The 19,213-nt window shown below is 73.2% G+C and carries 20 protein-coding genes; 3 read left to right on the plus strand and 17 right to left on the minus strand.

Going from position 1 to position 19,213, the window contains the following annotated elements:
* Positions 1 to 33: 33 nt before the first annotated feature.
* The 6 genes from IN07_RS00980 to IN07_RS01005 all read right to left on the minus strand — a co-directional run bounded on the left by IN07_RS00980 (position 34) and on the right by IN07_RS01005 (position 4,516).
* Positions 34 to 918: a diacylglycerol/lipid kinase family protein gene (locus tag IN07_RS00980; RefSeq protein WP_036332662.1), complete on the minus strand. Its 885-nt coding sequence runs from the start codon at positions 916 to 918 to the stop codon at positions 34 to 36.
* A gap of 16 nt (positions 919 to 934) precedes the next feature.
* Positions 935 to 1,846 carry a twin-arginine translocase subunit TatC gene (gene tatC, locus IN07_RS00985; protein ID WP_231557926.1) on the minus strand — a complete coding sequence of 304 codons (912 nt, stop codon included), beginning with the start codon at positions 1,844 to 1,846 and terminating at the stop codon, positions 935 to 937.
* Positions 1,847 to 1,889: 43 nt separating this feature from the next.
* A complete protein-coding gene (gene tatA, locus IN07_RS00990; RefSeq protein ID WP_036332666.1) occupies positions 1,890 to 2,216 on the minus strand; it encodes a Sec-independent protein translocase subunit TatA in 327 nt (108 codons plus the stop codon).
* Between the two features lie 103 nt (positions 2,217 to 2,319).
* Positions 2,320 to 2,526 (minus strand): hypothetical protein, encoded by a 207-nt coding sequence (locus IN07_RS00995; protein WP_036332668.1) that lies wholly within the window; start codon positions 2,524 to 2,526, stop codon positions 2,320 to 2,322.
* 50 nt (positions 2,527 to 2,576) lie between these two features.
* Entirely contained in the window at positions 2,577 to 3,542 is a 966-nt protein-coding gene (locus tag IN07_RS01000) for a helix-turn-helix transcriptional regulator (RefSeq protein ID WP_036332670.1), read from the minus strand.
* The gene (locus tag IN07_RS01005; protein WP_036332809.1) at positions 3,539 to 4,516 is read right to left on the minus strand and encodes a helix-turn-helix transcriptional regulator; all 978 of its coding nucleotides are present in this window, start codon (positions 4,514 to 4,516) and stop codon (positions 3,539 to 3,541) included. Before IN07_RS01005 ends, IN07_RS01000 begins: the two co-directional genes overlap by 4 nt.
* A gap of 52 nt (positions 4,517 to 4,568) precedes the next feature.
* Here IN07_RS01005 and IN07_RS01010 point away from each other — a divergent pair, with 52 nt between their 5' ends.
* Complete coding sequence (locus tag IN07_RS01010; protein WP_081975088.1) at positions 4,569 to 5,687, plus strand: DUF3866 family protein; 1,119 nt, start codon at positions 4,569 to 4,571, stop codon at positions 5,685 to 5,687.
* Between the two features lie 131 nt (positions 5,688 to 5,818).
* On the opposite strand, the gene IN07_RS01015 is transcribed toward IN07_RS01010, so the two are convergent.
* The 7 genes from IN07_RS01015 to dop form a co-directional block, all read right to left on the minus strand.
* The gene (locus IN07_RS01015) at positions 5,819 to 6,568 is read right to left on the minus strand and encodes an SDR family oxidoreductase (protein WP_036332672.1); all 750 of its coding nucleotides are present in this window, start codon (positions 6,566 to 6,568) and stop codon (positions 5,819 to 5,821) included.
* 357 nt (positions 6,569 to 6,925) lie between these two features.
* Positions 6,926 to 8,284, minus strand: coding sequence for a Pup--protein ligase (gene pafA / locus IN07_RS01020; RefSeq protein WP_036332674.1), 1,359 nt, complete (start codon positions 8,282 to 8,284; stop codon positions 6,926 to 6,928).
* 59 nt (positions 8,285 to 8,343) lie between these two features.
* Positions 8,344 to 9,261, minus strand: coding sequence for a proteasome subunit alpha (prcA, locus tag IN07_RS01025; RefSeq protein ID WP_036332676.1), 918 nt, complete (start codon positions 9,259 to 9,261; stop codon positions 8,344 to 8,346).
* A 3-nt stretch (positions 9,262 to 9,264) separates the two neighbouring features.
* Positions 9,265 to 10,107, minus strand: a complete 843-nt coding sequence (prcB, locus tag IN07_RS01030; protein ID WP_197058298.1) for a proteasome subunit beta — start codon at positions 10,105 to 10,107, stop codon at positions 9,265 to 9,267.
* 172 nt (positions 10,108 to 10,279) lie between these two features.
* The gene (locus IN07_RS23665; protein ID WP_052090458.1) at positions 10,280 to 10,744 is read right to left on the minus strand and encodes an endonuclease VII domain-containing protein; all 465 of its coding nucleotides are present in this window, start codon (positions 10,742 to 10,744) and stop codon (positions 10,280 to 10,282) included.
* A 245-nt stretch (positions 10,745 to 10,989) separates the two neighbouring features.
* Positions 10,990 to 11,199 carry a ubiquitin-like protein Pup gene (locus IN07_RS01040; RefSeq protein ID WP_036332678.1) on the minus strand — a complete coding sequence of 70 codons (210 nt, stop codon included), beginning with the start codon at positions 11,197 to 11,199 and terminating at the stop codon, positions 10,990 to 10,992.
* Positions 11,200 to 11,295: 96 nt separating this feature from the next.
* Positions 11,296 to 12,801: a depupylase/deamidase Dop gene (gene dop, locus IN07_RS01045; protein WP_036332680.1), complete on the minus strand. Its 1,506-nt coding sequence runs from the start codon at positions 12,799 to 12,801 to the stop codon at positions 11,296 to 11,298.
* A gap of 43 nt (positions 12,802 to 12,844) precedes the next feature.
* Between dop and IN07_RS01050 the strand changes: the two genes are divergently transcribed.
* Complete coding sequence (locus IN07_RS01050) at positions 12,845 to 13,693, plus strand: Cof-type HAD-IIB family hydrolase (RefSeq protein ID WP_036332682.1); 849 nt, start codon at positions 12,845 to 12,847, stop codon at positions 13,691 to 13,693.
* Positions 13,694 to 13,743: 50 nt separating this feature from the next.
* Here IN07_RS01050 and arc read toward each other — a convergent pair whose 3' ends face one another.
* Both arc and IN07_RS01060 read right to left on the minus strand, forming a co-directional pair.
* Complete coding sequence (gene arc, locus IN07_RS01055; RefSeq protein ID WP_036332684.1) at positions 13,744 to 15,534, minus strand: proteasome ATPase; 1,791 nt, start codon at positions 15,532 to 15,534, stop codon at positions 13,744 to 13,746.
* A gap of 143 nt (positions 15,535 to 15,677) precedes the next feature.
* Positions 15,678 to 16,625, minus strand: coding sequence for a tRNA (adenine-N1)-methyltransferase (locus IN07_RS01060; RefSeq protein WP_269429928.1), 948 nt, complete (start codon positions 16,623 to 16,625; stop codon positions 15,678 to 15,680).
* Between the two features lie 85 nt (positions 16,626 to 16,710).
* Between IN07_RS01060 and IN07_RS01065 the strand changes: the two genes are divergently transcribed.
* Positions 16,711 to 17,640, plus strand: a complete 930-nt coding sequence (locus tag IN07_RS01065; protein WP_036332686.1) for a RecB family exonuclease — start codon at positions 16,711 to 16,713, stop codon at positions 17,638 to 17,640.
* A 66-nt stretch (positions 17,641 to 17,706) separates the two neighbouring features.
* Here IN07_RS01065 and IN07_RS01070 read toward each other — a convergent pair whose 3' ends face one another.
* The gene (locus IN07_RS01070) at positions 17,707 to 18,444 is read right to left on the minus strand and encodes an HAD family hydrolase (protein WP_231557927.1); all 738 of its coding nucleotides are present in this window, start codon (positions 18,442 to 18,444) and stop codon (positions 17,707 to 17,709) included.
* A 35-nt stretch (positions 18,445 to 18,479) separates the two neighbouring features.
* Positions 18,480 to 19,175, minus strand: coding sequence for a class F sortase (locus IN07_RS01075; protein WP_231557928.1), 696 nt, complete (start codon positions 19,173 to 19,175; stop codon positions 18,480 to 18,482).
* Positions 19,176 to 19,213 lie beyond the last annotated feature (38 nt).

A 19,213-nucleotide genomic window follows, 5' to 3' on the forward strand; every position in this document is an offset into this window, starting at 1 on the left:
CCACCGAGATGGCCGTTCTGGTGGCAGGGCGGGTCAGCCGAGGACGGTGAGGGCGCCGGGTACGCAGACGGTCGTGGCCGGGAGTGCGCCGATCGGCTCGCCGTCGGCCCAGGTGGTCAGGCCGGCGCCGGTGAGGCCGATCTCCCGGCCGCGCAGCACGGTGACCGCGGGGTGGCCGACGTGGCTGCCGGCGGCCAGCCGAGGGCGGGTGCGCACCAGCTCCCGGCGGCTGACCGGCCCGATGACGACGACCTCCAGCAGCCCGTCGGCCGGGTCCGCGCCGGGGGCGATCCGCAGCCCGCCGCCGTACCAGGGGGTGTTGCCGACCGCGACCAGGGTCACCTCGTGCTGGCGGACGGCGCCGTCGACGGTGAGCGTGACCGCGCGGGGCCGCAGCTGGGCGAGCTCGAGCAGGATCGCGACGTCGTAGCGGCGGGGGCCGCGTGGCCAGCGCAGCCGGTGCGCTCGCTCGGTGACCGCCGAGTCGAAGCCGCAGCACAGCACGGTGGCCCACCACCGCTCGCCGGTGCGCGCGGAGTCGAGCTGCCGGGTGCGGCCGGCGTGCAGGTCCGCGACGAGGTCGGCGGCGGCCCGCACCGGGTCGGTCGGCACACCGAGGGCGGTGGCCAGGTCGTTGCCGCTGCCGGCCGGCAGCAGCGCCAGCGGGGTGCCGGTGCCGGCCACGGCCTGGAGGACGGCGTGGGCGGTGCCGTCGCCACCGAGGGCGGCCACTGCCCCGACCCCGTCGCCCACCGCGACCGTGGCCAGCCGTTCCGCCTCCGCCCGGGTGCGGGCGGCCAGCGCCCGGGGCCGCACCCCACCGGCGGTCAGCGCTGCCACGACGGCGGGAACGGCCCGGGCTGCGCGGCCCCGCCCGGCGGCGGCGTTGACCAGGACGGCCACCTCGGGCCGCGTCATGCCCGCCCGGACCGGCTCAGCGCTGCAGGTGCGCCGGCTCGTCGAGCGAGCTCGGGGTGGTGTCCAGCGGGCTCGCCGCGTCGATGCTCGGGGATGCCTCGTCGTCGTCCAGCCCGGCCAGGCCCTCCGCGGCCTCCCGCTTGGCCCGCCGCTTGTCCACGAACCGGGCGATCTGGATCGCGATCTCGAACAGCACGCACATCGGCGCGGCCATCAGCAGCATGGTGAACGGGTCCTGCGTGGGGGTGATGAACGCGGCGAACACGATGGTGAGGAAGTAGATCCACCGCCGGCTCTTGGACAGCGTCTCGTAGGAGAGGACGCCGATCAGGTTCAGCACCATCGCGATCAGCGGCAGCTCGAAGCTCACCCCGAAGGCGACCAGGAGCGAGATGACGAAGCCGATGTACTCCTGCGCGGTCAGCGCGACGGTGACGCCGTCGCCGGCCAGGCCGATCAGCAGCTCCAGGCCCTTGGACAGGGCGATGTAGGCCAGTGCGGCCCCCAGGGCGAACAGGCTGCTGGACGCCGCGACGAACGCGACGCCGTAGCGCTTCTCGCTCTTCTTCAACCCGGGGGTGAGGAAGGCCCACACCTGGTACAGCCAGAACGGCGAGGACAGCACCACCCCGACGATGAAGCTGATCTTCAGCCGGATCAGCGCACCGCCGAGGACGTCGATGACCAGCAGGTCGCAGTCGCCGTCGGGCTGGCTGGGCAGCCCCCGGGTGTCCGAGGCCAACCCGCAGTAGGGCGCCCGGATGAACTGGCCCAGGCCCTGCTCGTACCACCAGAACGCCACCGCGGTGCCGATCAGCACGAAGAACAGCGCGATGCCGATGCGGTTGCGCAGTTCGCGGAGGTGGCCGATGAGGCTCATCGTCGCCGCGGCGTCCCGTTCGGGACGCCGCGGTCGACGGTCACGCACTCGCCCTGCCAGGGTCACGGGCGGCAGCGGTCGGTGCTGTGGGTCAGCGCGTGCCGTCGGCGGCTGCCGACGAACGCACCTGCTCCGCACGCGCCCGGGCCTCGGCGGCCCGGGCCTCGGCGGCGGCCGCCTCGGCCTCGTAGTCGACGGCACCCGGGGTCACCGCGGGGGCCACGATCTCACCGGTGACCGGGGACGTGCGGGCCTCGTCCTTGGCGCGCACGTCGTCGTCCTTCATGCCCTTCATCTCGGACTTGAAGATGCGCATCGAGCGCCCCATCGAGCGGGAGGCGTCGGGCAGCTTCTTGTAACCGAAGAGCAGCAGGACGGCCAGGATGATGAGGCCGATCTCCATGGGGCCGAGGTTCATCGGACTCCTCCTAGTCGTGGCGGACGTGCCGGGCCGACTCTACGCCGGGAACGCCGTGGGTCCAGGGCTGCGGACGGCTGTACGCACGCCGTCCATCTCGGGTTCAGTCGTCGGTCTCCGACCGCTCCGCGCGCTGGGCGGCGGCCTTCTCCGCCGAGGCCTGGACCTCGGCCAGCACCGGGCGGACGTCGCGCTCCAGCGCCCGCAGCTCGCCGTCCAGCCGGCCGGCGGCACCGAACACCCCGTACGCCAGGACGCCGAGCACCAGCAGGGCCAGCACCGGGACGACGATCCACACGATCAGCAGCACAGGGCGAGCCTAACCGGCGCTGCCCGGCCGGGGCTCGGCTGAGCTGCCGGTCAGTCCGCGTACCGGGCCAGCGCGGCGCGGGCCTCCTCGGCGACCCGGGTGGCGAGCTCGGCCGGCTCGTCCACCGTCGCCGCCCCGCCCAGCGACGCCACCAGGCGGCGGGCCCAGCCCAGGTCCGACGTCCGCACCGTGACCGCCAGCCCACCCGGCGGGTCGGTCACCTCGGTCTGCTCCTCCACCGGGTAGTAGTCGGCGACCCAGCGGGCGGTGCGGGCCAGCCGCAGCCGGACCAGCGGCTCCTCCGCGCCGGGCTGGTAGAGCCCGTCGTCCAGGTCGCGCTCGTGCGCCTGGGGCGGCGGGGCGGCCGGCTCCTCGAGCACCGCGACGTCGTCGATCCGGTCCAGCCGGAACAGCCGCACGCCCTCGGCGTTCCGGCACCACGCCTCCAGGTACCAGTGGCCGTCGACCAGCAGCAGCCGCATCGGGTCGACGGTGCGCTCGGTGCGCTCGTCCCGGCTGGGGACGTAGTAGTGCAGGTGCAGGGCGCGGCGCCGCTCCACCCCGTCACGGACGACGGCGAGGGACTGCGCGCGGGCGTCGACGCTGACCGCCACCGGCGCCTGCACCTCGGCGGGGTGCCCGGCGGCCGCCGAGACCTTGGCCAGCGCCCGGCTCACCGCCTCGCCCTCGGCCAGCCCGGGCAGCTCCAGCAGCGTGCGCAGGGCGACGATCAGCGCGACCGCCTCGTCGGTGGACAACCGCAGCGGGCGGACCATCCCGGCGGTGAAGGTGATCCGCACCCGGTCGCCCTCGAAGGCCAGGTCGATGAGGTCGCCCGGGCCGTGCCCGGGCAGGCCGCAGAGCCACAGCAGGTCCAGGTCGCGGCGCAGCTGGACCTCGGTGACCCCGAAGTCGGCGGCCGCGTCGGCCAGCCGGACGCCGTCGGGCCGGGCGGTCAGGTAGGGCACCAGCGCCAGCAGCCGGGTCATCCGCTCGGCCGTGCTGGGCGCCGTCATGCCCGCTCCCCCGCGGCGGCCAGCCGGCTGAGCCGTTCCACGACCGCCTCGCGCATCCGCTGGGGCGCCTCGACGAGCACGTCCGGGCCGTAGGCGGCCAGCTGGTCGGCCAGCGCCCAGGGCGCGGTGGTGCGCAGCTCCAGCCGGTCGTCGCCGTCGTCCGCGGCACCCAGCGGGGTGGCGTGCCGGCGCAGGCCGATCGCGGTCCCCGGCCGGGCGCGGACGACGACGAGCTGCTCCTCCCGGCGCTCCGAGCCGGCCACCACCGAGGCGAGGTCGAGGTCGGCCGGCGGCTCGAACGCACCGGCCGGGCCACTGGCCCGCGGCGTGCCGGTGACCCGGGAGAGCCGGAAGACGCGGGCTGCCTGCCGGTCCAGGTCGTGGCCGACCAGGTACCAGCGGCCGTGCCAGGCCACCAGGCCCCACGGCTGCACCCGGCGGCGGCTGGCGGTCTGCTCGTCCGGACGGCGGTAGTCGAAGGCGAGCGCCCGGCGGTCGCGCGCCGCCGCATAGCAGGGTTCGAAGGCGGGCTCGCCGGCGTCCAGGCGCGGCTGGATGGACAGCCCCCGGGACTGGTCGACCTCCACCCCGGCGGCGCGGAGCTTGACCAGGGCGCTCTGCGCGGCGCCGGCCAGCTGCGCGGACTGCCACAGCCGCAGCGCGAGCCCCACGGCAGCGGCCTCCTCACCGGTGAGGGTGATCTCGGGCAGCTCGTAGTCGGCCCGGGCGATGCGGTAGCCGTCCTCGGTGTCGAACGCGCTGGTCCGCCCGGTCTCCAGGGGCACGCCGATCTCGCGCAGCTCGGCCTTGTCCCGCTCGAACATCCGCTTGAACGCCTCGTCGGCGCGGTCCGTGCCGTCGTCGGGCTCGTACCCGGGGACGATCGAGCGGATCTTCGCCGCCGAGACGTACTGCCGGGTCCCGAGCAGGGCGATGACCAGGTTCACCAGTCGTTCTGCCCGCTTGGCTGCCACGGGCACAGGCTAGTGCGCGGCGGCCGGCGCGCTCGCTGGTTAGCCTCCCCCGGTGACTGATGCACCGTCTCCCGCCCCCGGTTCCCGGATCCGCTGGCGCCGCGGCCGGGTCACCGCACTCGGCCGGTCGTGGCGCGACGCGCAGGAGCTGACCGTCGAGGTGCCCGAGGACGGCACGCTGAAGGCGCTTGCGCACCCCTCCCTGGTCGGGTCACCCCAGGTGGACGACGAGGTGCTGCTGAACACCACGGCCTGGGCGCAGCGGCTGGGCACCGGCGGGTACGCCCTCGTCGTCGCCGTCCCGGACCGGCTGCCGCCGGACCCCACCGGCCCCGGGCACCTGGTGAAGGGCCGCTACACGCCGCTGCAGGTGACCGTGCAGGGCGTCGACGAGCAGGAGACGCCGCACCACGACACCATCGCCGGCGCGGAGGACCTCGACGGCATGCCGGTGGTCGTGGCCGACCTGCACTCGGCCCTGCCCGCGGTGCTGGCCGGCGTGCACGTCACCGACCCGGCGCTGCGCGTGGCCTACGTGATGACCGACGGCGGGGCGCTGCCCGCGGCCTTCTCCCGGACCCTGGACACCCTGGTCGGCTCGCTCGCCGGGGTGGTCACCGTCGGGCAGGCGTTTGGTGGCGACCTGGAGGCCGTCACGGTGCACACCGGGCTGCTGGCCGCCCGGCACGTGCTCCGGGCCGACGTCACGATCGTCACCCAGGGGCCGGGCAACCTGGGCACCGGGACGCCGTGGGGCTTCTCCGGGGTCGCGGCGGGCGAGGCCTGCAACGCCGTGCACGTGCTGGGTGGGCGGGCCGTCGGCGCCCTGCGCATCTCCGACGCCGACCCGCGCCCCCGGCACCGCGGCGTCTCGCACCACTCGCTGACCGCCTTCGGCCGGGTCGCGATGGGGGGCGTCACCCTGGTGGCGCCCCGCGGGCTGGGATCGGAGCTGGGCACCCAGGTCGAGGAGGACCTGGCCGGGCAGCCGGAGCGCAACCCGGTGGAGTGGGTGGACTCGCTCGGGCTGGAGGACGCGCTGGCCGCCTCGCCGGTGCGACTGTCGACGATGGGCCGCGGCCTGGCCGAGGACCGCGCCTACTTCCTGGCCGCGGCCGCGGCAGGGCGGTTCGCCGCCCAGCTCACGCTGTTCGGCCCGCCCCCGGCCTGAGGGCGTCCGCGTCGGGAGGCTCTGTCCTCGGCGCGGGTAGTGGCGGTTCTGCCGGCATCTTGGAGGTAGAGTTGGGGATAACGGTGCTGAGACGAGAGTGGTCCACCCGCTCACCGCTGGCGCTCACCGGCTCAGGCCCAGCGGCGGAAGCCGCCCTCGGCGTCGATGGTCTGGCCGGTGACCGAGCGGGCGTCCGGGCCGGTCAGCCAGGCGACGACGGCGGCCGCCTCCGCGGGGCTGTTCCAGCGCCCCCGGGGCATCAGCCGGCCCACGCCGTCCTGCTCGGCCGGATCGGCCCAGCCGGTGTCCGTCGGGCCGGGGTTCAGGCAGTTGACGGTGACGTCGGCGTCGATGAGCTCGTCGGCCAGGGACAGCGTCATCTGCTGGATCGCCCCCTTGCTGATCGCGTAGGGCAGTTCCCGGGACATCGGCCCGCGGTGCTGGCCGGAGGTGAACAGGACGACGGCGCCCGGGCCGGCGGCCGGCTCGTACTGGGCGGCGAAGGCCTGGGTGAGCAGCAGGCTGCCGCGGGCGTTGACCGCGAAGCAGAGGTCGACCTCGGCGGCCGTCACCTCGGCGAGCCGGCCCATGGCGCTGCGTGCGTGCGCGGCGACCAGGGTGGTCAGCGGACCGACCGCGTCCCGGGCGGCGGCGACCAGCTCGCCCGGCGCGCCCGGCTCGGCCAGGTCGACGGTGACGTGCGGCGGGTCTCCCAGCTCGGCGAGGACGGCGGCCAGGTCGTCGCCGCCCCACGGCTGCTCCGCGTCGTGCGGCGCCCAGGACTGGACCACCACCCGGTCCCCGCGGTCCAGCAGCCGCCGGGCGACCGCGAAGCCGATGGAGCTGCGGCGACCGACGCCGGTGACGAGTGCGGTGCCCACCGCGGCAGTGTGGTCGGCACCGCCGCGCAAGGCCAATGGTCTGCCGGGCCGACGGCATCGGGCCAGGTGCCCGGCCGGACCGCCTCCCCCTTGTCGACGCGGTCGGTCTTCCCGGGACGGGCGGCTGTGGGTTGGGGATAACGGTCATACAACGACACGGCGATCAGGTATGGCGACGGTGGCGCGCTCCGTGCGGTTCGACGCCGACCGGGAGCTGACGAGGGCGCCTGGCCGGTACACCCGAGCCCGGCACCGCGCCGTCCCCCAGCCCGTCCTGAGCCTCCGCGCAGGACGCCGAGGTGGTCACATGCGACGGCGTGGGCCCTGGCGGATCGCCGACGCGGTGGTCCCCGGCCGTCACATGGACGCGATGAGCTTCTCCACCCGTTCGTCCACGGACTTGAAGGGGTCCTTGCACAGGACGGTGCGCTGGGCCTGGTCGTTGAGCTTGAGGTGCACCCAGTCGACGGTGAAGTCGCGGCGCTTGTCCTGGGCGCGCCGGATGAACTCCCCTCGCAGCTTGGCCCGGGTGGTCTGCGGCGGGACGTTCTTGGCCTCGAAGATCGCCGGGTCGTGGGTGACCCGCTCGACCTGGCCGGCCTTCTCCAGGAGGTAGTACAGGCCGCGGTTGCGCCGGATGTCGTGGTACGCGAGGTCCATCTGGGCGACCCGCGGGCTGGACAGCGACAGGTCGCGCTTGGCCATGTACCGGTGCAGCAGCTGGTGCTTGATGGCCCAGTCGATCTCCCGGTCGATCAGCGAGAGGTCGCCGCTGTCGACGGCCTTGAGCGTGCGCCCCCACAGCTCCAGCATCTGCCGGTGCACCGGGCCGTAGCCCTCGCGGTCGACGAACTCGGCGGCGCGGTCGTGGTACTCCTGCTGGATCTCCAGGGCCGACATCTCCCGGCCGTTGGCGAGCCGGACCTTGCGGCGGCCGGTGAGGTCGTGGCTGATCTCCCGGATCGCGCGGATCGGGTTCTCCAGGGTCATGTCCCGCAGCACCACGCCCTGCTCGATCATCCGCAGCACCAGGTCGGTGATGGTGACCTTGAGCAGCGTCGTCGTCTCGCTCATGTTCGAGTCGCCGACGATGACGTGCAGCCGGCGGTACTTCTCGGCGTCGGCGTGCGGCTCGTCGCGGGTGTTGATGATCGGCCGCGACCGGGTGGTGGCGCTGGAGACGCCCTCCCAGATGTGCTCGGCCCGCTGGCTGACGCAGTAGACCGCGCCGCGTGGGGTCTGCAGCACCTTGCCCGCGCCGACCACCATCTGCCGGCTGACCAGGAACGGGATCAGGACGTCGGCCATCCGGCTGAACTCGCCGTGCCGGCCCACCAGGTAGTTCTCGTGGCAGCCGTAGCTGTTGCCGGCCGAGTCGGTGTTGTTCTTGAACAGGTAGATGTCGCCGGTGACGCCCTCCTCGTTCAGGCGCTGCTCGGCGTCGACCATCAGCCCCTCGAGGATCCGCTCGCCGGCCTTGTCGTGGACGACGAGCTCGGTGACGTCGTCGCACTCAGCGGTGGCGTACTCGGGGTGGCTGCCGACGTCGAGGTAGAGCCGGGAGCCGTTGCGCAGGAAGACGTTCGAGCTACGGCCCCAGGAGACCACCCGGCGGAACAGGTAGCGGGCAACCTCGTCGGGTGAGAGGCGGCGCTGCCCCTTGAAGGTGCACGTGACGCCGTACTCGGTCTCGATGCCGAAGATCCGTCGTTCCACCTCGCCGAGCCTAGGCGTCCGCGGCGTACTCGGCTCGTGTCCCGAGTACGCCGCGCCGCTCACTGCTCGCTGTCCGGGGTCTCGCCGTCGGTGCCGCCACCGACGCCGTCCTGCGTGCTCGGCTGGGCGGAGGCCTGCTCGCTGCCGCCGGCGGTGTCGACGGCCGCCGGGTCGCCGAGGCCCGGCGGGGTCCCGGGCGCCGGGGCGCTGGGCGCGTGGGTGCCGGCCGCCTCCGCGGGGCTCTCGGCGGGCTCAGCGGCGGTCCCCTGGTCGGAGAGCAGGCTGGTCAGCGCGGCGCCCACGACGCGGCGGAACGCCCGCTTCGGACGCCGCCGGTCGAGGACGGCCACCTCGAGCTGCTCGGCGGGCAGCTGGTCGTGCGCCCCGCCGTTGGCCGCGGTGGCCGGGCTGACCGCGGACAGCGCCCGGACGCCGACCTGCAGGGCCTCCGCCAGGCTCAAGCCGGGGGTGAAGTGCTCACGCAGGTGGCTGCTCACCGCCTCGGCCTGCCCGCCCATGACCACGAAGGAGGCCTCGTCGACTATCGACCCGTCGAAGGTGAGCCGGTAGAGCTGGTCGGAGGCGGAGTCCTCCCCCACCTCGGCGACGCAGAGCTCGACCTCGAAGGGCTTCATCTGCTCGGTGAAGACCGAGCCGAGGGTCTGCGCGTAGGCGTTGGCGATGACCCGGCCGGTGACGTCACGCCGGTTGTAGGAGTAGCCGCGGACGTCGGCCAGCCGGATGCCGGCGACCCGCAGGCTCTCGAACTCGGAGTAGCGGCCGACGGCGGCGAAGCCGATGCGGTCGTAGAGCTCGCTGACCTTGTGCAGCGTGGCGCTGGGGTTCTCGGCGATGAACAGCACGCCGTCGGCGTAGGTGAGGACGGCGACGCTGCGACCGCGGGAGATGCCCTTGCGGGCGTACTCCGAGCGGTCCCGCATGACCTGCTCGGCCGAGGCGTAGTACGGCATGGTCATGGCTCAGCCCTGCCCGTCTGCGGCCGAGCGCTCGGCGACGATGGTGGTGGCGATGGCGGCGACCTCGTCGTCCGGGAGCCGGACGGCGCCCTCGGCGTCGACCCGGTAGACGATCGGGTAGAGCCGGCGGACGGTGTCGGGGCCGCCGGTGGCGGAGTCGTCGTCGGCGGCGTCGTAGAGCGCCTCGACGAGGGTGCGGGTGGCGGCGTCGGCGGACAGGCCGGGGCGCCAGGTCTTCTTCAGGGAGTTGCGGGCGAACAGCGAGCCGGAGCCAACGGAGGCATAGCCGCGCTCCTCGTAGTTCCCGCCGGTGACGTCGTAGCTGAAGATCCTGCCCGGGCTGACGCCCTCTGCTGCGTCCAGGTCGTAACCGGCGAACAGCGGGACGACGGCGAGGCCCTGCATCGCGGCACCGAGGTTGCCCCGGATCATCGCGGCGAGGCGGTTGGCCTTGCCGTCGAGGGACATCGTCATCCCCTCGATCTTCTCGTAGTGCTCGAGCTCGACCTGGTAGAGCCGGACCATCTCGATGGCGATGCCCGCGGCACCGGCGATGCCGATGACCGACCAGGAGTCGGCGGCGTAGACCTTCTCGATGTCCCGGCTGGAGATCAGGTTGCCCATGGTCGCTCGCCGGTCGCCGCCCATCAGCACGCCGCCGTCGAAGGTGGCGGCGACGATGGTCGTGGCGTGCGGGGCGAGGTCAGCCATGGACATCGTCGGGACGGTGCGCCGGCCGGGCAGCAGGTCGGGGGCGGTGGTGCCCAGGAAGTCGGTGAACGAGGAGCCCACCCGGTCCAGGTACGCGGGCGGGAACCCGCTCCGACCAGCTGACGTCTCGGTCACCCATCCGCCTCTCCTGCCGTCGTGCGACGGCGGTCCGTGCTGCTGCGTCTGCTGCGCCGGCCGGCCGCGGAGCTGCCGGGTCGACGCCCCGCCGACCCTACCGGCGGGCAGTCGCCGCGCATGTCCACGGATCGACGTCGGGCCGCACTGGGTCACAGCCAGCGCGTGGTCGTCAGTCGGTCCCTTGCATGGCCCGCCACCGGGCGAACCCGTGGCTGCCCACTCCCGCCCGCGGTGACCCGGCGGGCGCCCGGTGGGTCGACGGCGCGAAGTCGTCGGCCGCCAGTCGACCGGCGAGGGCCATCAGTGCGGCTCGGTGCTGTTCGACGTAGTCCGCCGCTGCCCGCAGAACGACCGGGTCGTCACGGAGAAGCCCAAGACCCTGATTGCAGCGCTGGCACAACAGCGCCCTGATCCGCCCGGTCTCGTGGTCATGATCGAGATGCTCGGGCTGCGACGCGTCGCAGATGGCACACGCATCCCCCTGGGCAGCCCGCAGAGCGGCAACGTCGCTCCGGGTCAGTCCGTAGCGGCGCTTCCAGTAGGCGTCGTTGCTCGACGTGCGGTGGCAGGACAGACAGAGACTGCCGAACCCCGAAGCCTGCTTGGCGTTCCGCGAGAAGTCCTCATGGGGCACGGCGTGACGGCATCCGGGGCACCAGCGGAAACCCTCCGGGACCCACGAGTGGTCGCGAACGGACTTGCCCATGGCCGCCCGCGACTGTCGATACCAGGCGCCGTTCCGCCGGCGATCGCACTCCGAGCAGTAGAACGAGAGGCCGTCGGGCAGCGACCTGTTCCGACCGAATGCAGCCGACGGCTTCTCCACATCGCAGTCTGGGCAGCGCTTCATCTCAGTAGTTACAGGGAGTGATCAGACCTTCACTCTCCGCCCTTCTGCACGTACGATTTCACGAACTCCTCGGCATTCTCCTCGAGGACGCCGTCGATCTCGTCGAGGATGGAGTCGACGTCGTCGGTCATCTCCTGGCGCCGCTCGGCGGCCTCGGCGTCGACCGACGCCTCGACCTCCTCGGTCTCCTCGCGCGTGCGCGTGGCCTTCTGCTGCCCGCCGGTGTCCCTCGTGGCCATCTCACCCTCCGGAGCTCGCTGCTGGGTCGGTGCTGAGGCAGAAGCTACCCGCGCCGGGTGACAGTCCGCCGCGTTCGCGGGCTCGCCCCCGTCAGGTCAGCGCGCGGTGATCCGGTCGACCAGCTCGGCCGCGGTCGACGTCGACTCGAACAGCGCACCGACGTGCTCCCGGGTGCCCCGCAGCGGCTCCATGGTCGGGATGCGGACCAGGTTCTCCCGGCCGACGTCGAAGACCACCGAGTCCCACGACGCCGCGGCGACCTGGGCCGGGTAGCGGCGCAGGCACTCGCCGCGGAAGTAGGCGCGGGTGTCCGGCGGCGGGCTGGTCATCGCCCGGGTCACCTCGTCGTCGGTGAGCAGCCGCTGCATCGAGCCACGGGCCACCAGCCGGTGGTAGAGCCCCTTGTCCGGCCGGACGTCGGAGTACTGCAGGTCGACCAGCTTCAGCCGGGCGTCGCCCCAGCTGAGCCCGTCGCGCTGCCGGTACCCCTCCAGCAGCCGGAGCTTGGCCGGCCAGTCCAGCCGGTCGGCGAGCCGCATCGGGTCCACGGCGAGCTCGTCGAGCACCTCGGCCCACCGGAGCAGCACGTCGGCGGTCTGCTCGTCGTCGTCCCCGTTGTCGGCGACGAACTTCTGCGCCCGCGACAGGTACTCCCGCTGCACCTCGATCGCGGTCAGCCGGCGGCCGTCGCGCAGTCGCACCCGATGCGTCAGCGACGGGTCGTGGCTGATCGCCTGCAGCGACTCGACCGGCTCCTCGATGGTGAGGTCCTGGGTCAGCGCCTTGGCCTCGATCATGGCCAGCACGAGCGCCGTCGTCCCGACCTTGAGGTAGGTCGACAGCTCGGCGAGGTTCGCGTCGCCGATGATCACGTGCAGCCGACGGTAGTCGTCCGGGTTGGCGTGCGGTTCGTCGCGGGTGTTGATGATGGGCCGCTTCAGCGTCGTCTCCAGGCCCACCTCCACCTCGAAGAAGTCGGCCCGCTGGGACAGCTGGAAGCCGTCGGTGCGGCCCTCAGGGCCGATCCCGACCCGGCCGGCGCCGGCGAAGACCTGGCGGGTGACGAAGAACGGGATCAGCCCGCGGATGATGTCGATGAACGGCGTCGACCGGCTCATCAGGTAGTTCTCGTGCGCCCCGTAGGAGGCGCCCTTGCCGTCGGTGTTGTTCTTGTAGAGCTGGATGGGCTGGGTGCCCGGCACCCGGGCGGCGCGGCGGGCCGCCTCGGCCATCACCTGCTCCCCCGCCTTGTCCCACAGCACGATGTCGCGGGGGTTGGTGACCTCCGGCGTGGAGTACTCCGGGTGGGCGTGGTCGACGTAGAGCCGGGCCCCGTTGGTGAGGATGACGTTGGCCATCCCCGCGTCGTCGTCCAGGTCGTTGTGGTCCAGCGCCTGGGCCGGGGAGAGGTCGAACCCGCGGGCGTCGCGCAGCGGCGACTCCTCCTCGAAGTCCCACCGCGGCCGGCGCGGCGTCGGTGCCTCGGCCACCGCCCAGGCGTTCACCACCTGGCTCGACAGCGTCGTCGGGTTCGCCCCTGGCTGCCCCGGCACCGAGATGCCGTACTCGAGCTCCGTGCCCATGACCCGACGCACGCTCATGCCCCAACCCTAGGCCGCGGCCGCTCGACGGCAGGATGGCCCGGTGAGCACGCCACCCCTGGGACTCCTGCTCGACGTCGACGGCCCCCTGGCCAGTCCGGAGACGCGCGCCGTCGACCCGTCCCTGCTCGAGGACCTGCGGCGGCTGCTGGCCGCCGGCGTCCCCGTCGTGCTGAACACCGGCCGGTCGGTGGACTTCGTCGGCGAGCGGCTGCTGGGCCCGCTCGTCGCCGCGGGGCTTCCCGACGGCGCCCGGCTGCACGCGGTCTGCGAGAAGGGCGGCCTGTGGACCACGGCCGACGGCGGGGACGTCCACGTCGACCCGGGGCTCGCCGTCCCCGAGGTCTGCCACGCCGTCCTGGCCGAGCTGGTCGGCGGCGAGTACGGCGAGGCGATGTTCGTCGACACCGGCAAGCGGACGATGGCCACGGTCGAGGCCCGGACCGACGTCCCCGCCGCCTCCTTCGCCGAGTGGCAGCAGCGCTTCGACGCCGAGCTCGCCGCACGGCTGTCGGCGGCCGGGTTGGGCATCCAGCTGGGCGACCGGCTCCTGCCCGACGCGGACGGCCGGACGCCGTGGCGGATCGACCCCTCGGTGATCGCCACCGACGTGGAGTCGGTCCGGTCGGGCAAGGCGCTCGGCGCCAGCCGCGCCCTGGACCTGCTCCGGGAGGACGGTCCGCTGCCCGCCAGCTGGCACACCGTCGGGGACTCCCGGTCCGACTACGCGATGGCCGACCACCTCCACGGGCTCGGCGCCGACGTCACGCACGTCGACGTCGGTCCGCGGGCTCCGCTCGACCGTCCCTACCGGGTTCGCACCGTCCCCGGGGCCTGGTACGAGGCTGCGGGCGGCGCGCACCTGCGCGAGCTCGTCGCGCGCCTGACCTGACACCGGCGGACCGGGCCCGTCTCCGGGCCCGGTCCGCCGGTGCAGCGCTGTTACAGGTACTGGCCGGTGTTGGTCGCGGTGTCGATCGCGCGGCCGCTGTCGGCGCCCTTGCCGCTGATGAGCGTGCGGATGTAGACGATCCGCTCACCCTTCTTGCCCGAGATCCGCGCCCAGTCGTCGGGGTTGGTCGTGTTGGGCAGGTCCTCGTTCTCCTTGAACTCGTCGACGCAGGCGTTCATCAGGTGACCCACGCGCAGGCCGCCGACGCCGGTCTCCAGGCGGTCCTTGATCGCCATCTTCTTCGCCCGGTCGACGATGTTCTGCAGCATCGCGCCGGAGTTGAAGTCCTTGAAGTACAGGACCTCCTTGTCACCGTTGGCGTAGGTGACCTCCAGGAAACGGTTCTCCTCGGTCTCGGTGTACATCCGCTCGACGGTGCTCTGGATCATCCCGGCGATGGTCGCCTCGCGACTGCCGCCGTGCTCGGCCAGGTCGTCGGCGTGGATGGGCAGCGTCGTCGTCAGGTACTTGGTGAAGATGTCCCGCGCGGCCTCGGCGTCCGGCCGCTCGATCTTGATCTTCACGTCCAGGCGCCCCGGGCGGAGGATCGCCGGGTCGATCATGTCCTCGCGGTTGGAGGCGCCGATGACGATGACGTTCTCCAGCCCCTCGACGCCGTCGATCTCGCTGAGCAGCTGGGGCACGATCGTGCTCTCCACGTCGGAGGAGACACCGGACCCGCGGGTGCGGAAGATCGAGTCCATCTCGTCGAAGAAGACGATGACCGGCGTGCCCTCGCTGGCCTTCTCCCGGGCCCGCTGGAACACCAGCCGGATGTGCCGCTCGGTCTCCCCCACGTACTTGTTCAGCAGCTCGGGGCCCTTGATGTTGAGGAAGAAGGACTTCCCCTGGCTCCGGTCGGAGTCGCCGTTGAGCTCGGCGACCTTCTTGGCCAGCGAGTTGGCCACCGCCTTGGCGATCAGCGTCTTCCCGCAGCCGGGCGGGCCGTAGAGCAGGATGCCCTTCGGCGGGCGCAGCTCGTACTCGCGGAACAGGTCGGCGTGCAGGAACGGCAGCTCGACGGCGTCCCGGATCTGCTCGATCTGCCGGGAGAGCCCACCGATGTCGGAGTAGTCGATGTCGGGGACCTCTTCGAGGATGAGCTCCTCGACCTCGCTCTTGGGGATCCGCTCGTAGACGTAGCCCGAGCGGGACTCCAGCAGCAGCGAGTCGCCGCTGCGCAGCGGCTGCCCCTCCAGGGAGTCGGCGAGGTAGACGACCCGCTCCTCGTCGGTGTGCCCGATGACCAGGGCGCGGCGCGGGACGCCCGGCAGGGGCTCCAGCAGCTCCTTGAGCATCACCACGTCCCCGGCGCGCTCGAACCCGCGGGCGGCGACGACGTTCATCGCCTCGTTGAGCATGACCTCCTGGCCGTGCTGCAGCTCGGCGACCTCGACGGCCGGCGACACCGACACCCGCAGCTTGCGGCCGCTGGTGAACACGTCGACGGTGCCGTCCTCGAACCGCTCCAGGAAGACGCCGTAGCCGGACGGGGGCTGCCCCAGCCGCTCGACCTCCTCCTTGAGCGTGACCAGCTGCTCGCGCGCGTCGCGCAGCGTGCCGGCCAGCTTGTCGTTGCGCTCGGAGAGGAAGGCCGCGCGGCCCTCCGCCTCGGCGAGCCGCTCCTCCAGCGCACGCACCTGGCGCGGGCTGTCGGTGACCTTCCGTCGGAGGAGGCTGATCTCCTCCTCGAGGTAGGAGATCTGCTTGACCAGGGAGGCGACGTCACGCTCACGCCGCGCTCGGAACTCGTCGGGGCCAGTGCCAGTACCGGGGCCCATCGCGCACCTCCACACACATCGGGGGGAGCCAGGACGCCAATCTATACACGCGGGAGGCGACGGCGCCTCAGGCTCGGAACGGGTGCGCGCGGTGCGCCCGGACGTCATCGCCCCGACACGTGCGGCACGTGTCGGCCCAGGCGTCAGGCGAGCTTCTTGCGCCGCTGCCGCATCGGTGCGACGGCCCCCTCGGCCAGCCGGCGGGCAGTGACCAGGAAGGCGGTGTGCGCGACCATCCGGTGCTCGGGGCGCACCGCCAGGCCCTCGGCGTGCCAGGGCCGCAGCATGGTCTCCCAGGCGTACGGCTCGGTCCACACGCCCTGGGCCCGCAGCGCCTCCACGTAGGTCGACAGCTGGGTGGTGGTCGCGACGTAGCCGATCAGCACACCCCCGGGGCGCAGCGCGGCGGCGACGGTGGGCAGCACGGCCCATGGCTCCAGCATGTCCAGGACGACGCGGTCCACGACCTCGGCGGCCGGGTGGTCGGCCAGGTCGCCCAGCCGCAGCGACCAGTTCTCCGGCACCTCGCCGAAGAAGGCCCCGACGTTGCCGCGGGCGACGTCGGCGAAGTCCTCGCGCCGCTCGTAGCTGGTGAGGGTGCCGGTCGAGCCCACCGCGCGCAGCAGCGAGCAGCTCAGCGCGCCCGAGCCGGCGCCGGCCTCCAGCACCCGCATGCCGGGGCCGACGTCGCCGAAGCCGACGATCTGGGCGGCGTCCTTGGGGTAGATGACCTGCGCCCCGCGCGGCATGGAGAGCACGAAGTCGGCGAGCAGCGGGCGCAGCGCCAGGTAGCCGGTGTTCGCCGTCGAGTGGACGACGGAGCCCTCGGGCGAGCCGATCAGGTCGTCGTGGCTGATCGCGCCGCGGTGGGTGTGGAACTCCTTGCCCGGCTCCAGGACGACGGTGTGGTGCCGGCCCTTGGGGTCGGTGAGCTGCACCCGGTCACCGACCCGGAAGGCGCCCTCGACCGGCTCGGGGGCGTCGGTCGGCGCCGGCTCGCCCTCGACCACCACGGGCTCGAGCGGCACGTCGGCGAGCACCTCGGTCGCGGTCGGGGTCTCGTCGGCGGGTTGCTGCTGCTGTACGTCCACGTGGGACGAGGGTACGGACGGCGAAGAGGCCACTCCCCGGCGCGCGCACTCGGAACTGTCAGGGGGCACACCTAACCTCGGGCGCATGACACTGACGGCGGAGACGGGAACCCAGGAGACCGACCAGTCCCCAGCGCGGACGGCGGCCGCGGACTCCGCTCCCCGGCGTCCGTCCCTGTCGCCCTCCCGGGCCGCGGACTTCAAGTCCTGCCCGCTGCTCTACCGCTTCCGCACCATCGACCGGCTGCCGGAGAAGAAGTCGCGGGCCGCGGTCCGGGGCACCCTCGTGCACGCGGTGCTGGAGAAGCTCTACGACCTGCCCGCCGCCGAGCGCACCGTCGCCGCCGCCCAGACGCTGGTGGCGCCGGCGTGGGACGAACTGCGCGAGGAGCCGGGCGTCGCCGAGCTCTTCGAGGCGCCGGAGGGTGAGCAGGCCGAGAGCCTGGAGGCCTGGCTCGCCTCGGCCGGTCAGCTGGTGGAGACCTACTTCCGGCTCGAGGACCCGACCCGCATCCAGCCGCACGGCCGCGAAGAGCTGGTCGAGGTCACGCTGCCCGACGGGCTGCTGCTGCGCGGCTACGTCGACCGGCTGGACGTCGCCCCGACCGGCGCGCTGCGGGTGGTCGACTACAAGACCGGCGGGATGCCGCGGGAGGCCTTCGAGGCCAAGGCGCTGTTCCAGATGAAGTTCTACGCGCTGGTGCTGTGGCGCACCCGCGGCGTGGTCGCCGCACAGCTCAAGCTGCTGTACCTGAAGGACGGCGACGCGCTCACCTATGCCCCCGACGAGGCGGAGCTGCTGCGGTTCGAGCGCACCCTGCAGGCGATCTGGGCCGCCATCGAGCGTGCGGTCGCGACCGGCGACTTCCGGGCGAACAAGAGCCGGCTGTGCAGCTGGTGCGACCACCAGGCGCTCTGCCCGGCGTTCGGCGGCACTCCCCCGCCGTTCCCGGCCGACGCCGCGGCTGCCGCGGGCTGGCGCACCACCCTGCCGCTGACGGTCGCCACCGACTGACCCGATCCACACCCCGTGCGGAGTCGATGCAGTCGCTGTACCGAGTCGGCCGGGCGGGTGGCGCGGTCAGACCGGGGTCGGCGCGTGACCGCGGTCGGCGACCAGTCGGCGCAGGTCGGGGACGGTCAACCCGGCGAGCGACGACCGCAGGGTCAGCCCGGGCAGCGGTTCCAGTGACTGCATCGACGGCACACCCAGCACGGCTGCGCCGGAGGCCAGCCCCGCGGTGACCCCGACGTGCGAGTCCTCGATGACCAGGGACCCGGCTGGGTCCATGCCCAGCTCGCGCATCGCTTGCAGGTAGGGCGCGGGGTCGGGCTTGCAGGCGGGCACCTCGTCCCCGCAGACGGTCAGGTCGAAGGGCGACTGCCCCAGGTCCGTGGTGATGTGGTCGATCACCAGGGCGGCGATCCGGCGCGGCGTCGTCGTCACCAGGGCGGTGGCCAGGCCGGCGTCGCGCACCGCGACCAGCAGTTCCCGGGCCCCCGGCCGCCACGGCATCCCGCGGCTGGTCATCAGCCGAGCGGTCTGCTCCTCGACCCAGGCCGCGTCGGCCCGGTGCTGCTCCTCGCTGCGCTCGACACCCAGGTCGGCGTGGAGGACCTCCATCGCCACCCGCATCGAGGTGCCGACGGTCTGCTCCCGCGCCTCGGCGGAGAAGGTGCCACCCAGCTGGACGGCGAGGGCGGCCATCGCCTCGCCCCACAGCTCCTCGGTCTCCACCAGCGTGCCGTCCATGTCGAACAGCACCGCGTGCAGCGGCTGCACCGAGTCAGACGGGTTGCCCATCGAGGTAGCCGACACCCCCGCAGTCTAGGAACCGGGGCCGTCGCCCCCGCTCAGGCAGGCTCGGTGCGCACCAGGGTCGCGAAGGCGATGACGTTGTCCTCGTAGCTGCGTACCGCGGAGTCGAAGTCCCCGCCGCAGGTGATCAGCCGCAGCTGGGCGTCGGCGGTGTCGCCGTAGACCTCGATGGTCGGGAAGTCGTCCTTGGGGTGGCGCTCGACGCGGTCGACGGCGAAGACGGCGACCGTGCCGTCGGCGCGGGCCACCTCCACCTCGTCCCCGGGCTGCAGCGCGCCCAGGTCGAAGAAGATCCCCGGTCCGTGCTCGGCGGAGTCGACGTGCCCGAGGAGGACCGCCGGGCCCGCGTCGCCCGGGGCGGGTCCGCGCTCGTACCAGCCGGCCTGGTCGTCCGGGCCCAGCGGCGGCACCTCGACGGTGCCGTCGTCGTTGAGGCCCAGGCGCAGCAGGTCGCTGGTCACCCCGATGGTCGGGATGCCGACCGACACCGGCTTCGCCACCGCCGGGTCAGCGGCGGCAGTGTCGGTGTCGGGCCTCGCGGGCGGGGCGCTGGGGGCTCCCGTCGCGCCGTCCGCCGAGTCCGTCCCCTGGGCGGGAGCCGCCACCGGTTGCGGGGCCTGCTGCTGTCCGGTCACCGCCACCACGACGGCCACGACGGCCACCACGACGAGCGCGACGGCCAGCGCCGTCCACGTCCGGGGGCCGGGTCGACGGCTGGGCTGCTCGCTCACAGGGGTCCTTCCAAGAGGGTGGGAGAGGGGGCGGGGCG

The sequence above is a fragment of the Modestobacter caceresii genome (assembly GCF_000761485.1).
GTDB lineage: Bacteria > Actinomycetota > Actinomycetes > Mycobacteriales > Geodermatophilaceae > Modestobacter > Modestobacter caceresii.

Bases quoted from the DNA above. Each gene is read 5' to 3' on its own strand.
- tatA (WP_036332666.1), bottom strand. From the start codon at position 2,216: ATGAACCTCGGCCCCATGGAGATCGGCCTCATCATCCTGGCCGTCCTG.
- IN07_RS01040 (WP_036332678.1), bottom strand. From the start codon at position 11,199: ATGGCCACGAGGGACACCGGCGGGCAGCAGAAGGCCACGCGCACGCGC.
- prcA (WP_036332676.1), bottom strand. From the start codon at position 9,261: ATGACCATGCCGTACTACGCCTCGGCCGAGCAGGTCATGCGGGACCGC.
- IN07_RS00980 (WP_036332662.1), bottom strand. From the start codon at position 918: ATGACGCGGCCCGAGGTGGCCGTCCTGGTCAACGCCGCCGCCGGGCGG.
- IN07_RS01000 (WP_036332670.1), bottom strand. From the start codon at position 3,542: ATGACGGCGCCCAGCACGGCCGAGCGGATGACCCGGCTGCTGGCGCTG.
- arc (WP_036332684.1), bottom strand. From the start codon at position 15,534: ATGGGCCCCGGTACTGGCACTGGCCCCGACGAGTTCCGAGCGCGGCGT.
- dop (WP_036332680.1), bottom strand. From the start codon at position 12,801: ATGAGCGTGCGTCGGGTCATGGGCACGGAGCTCGAGTACGGCATCTCG.
- IN07_RS01065 (WP_036332686.1), top strand. From the start codon at position 16,711: ATGACACTGACGGCGGAGACGGGAACCCAGGAGACCGACCAGTCCCCA.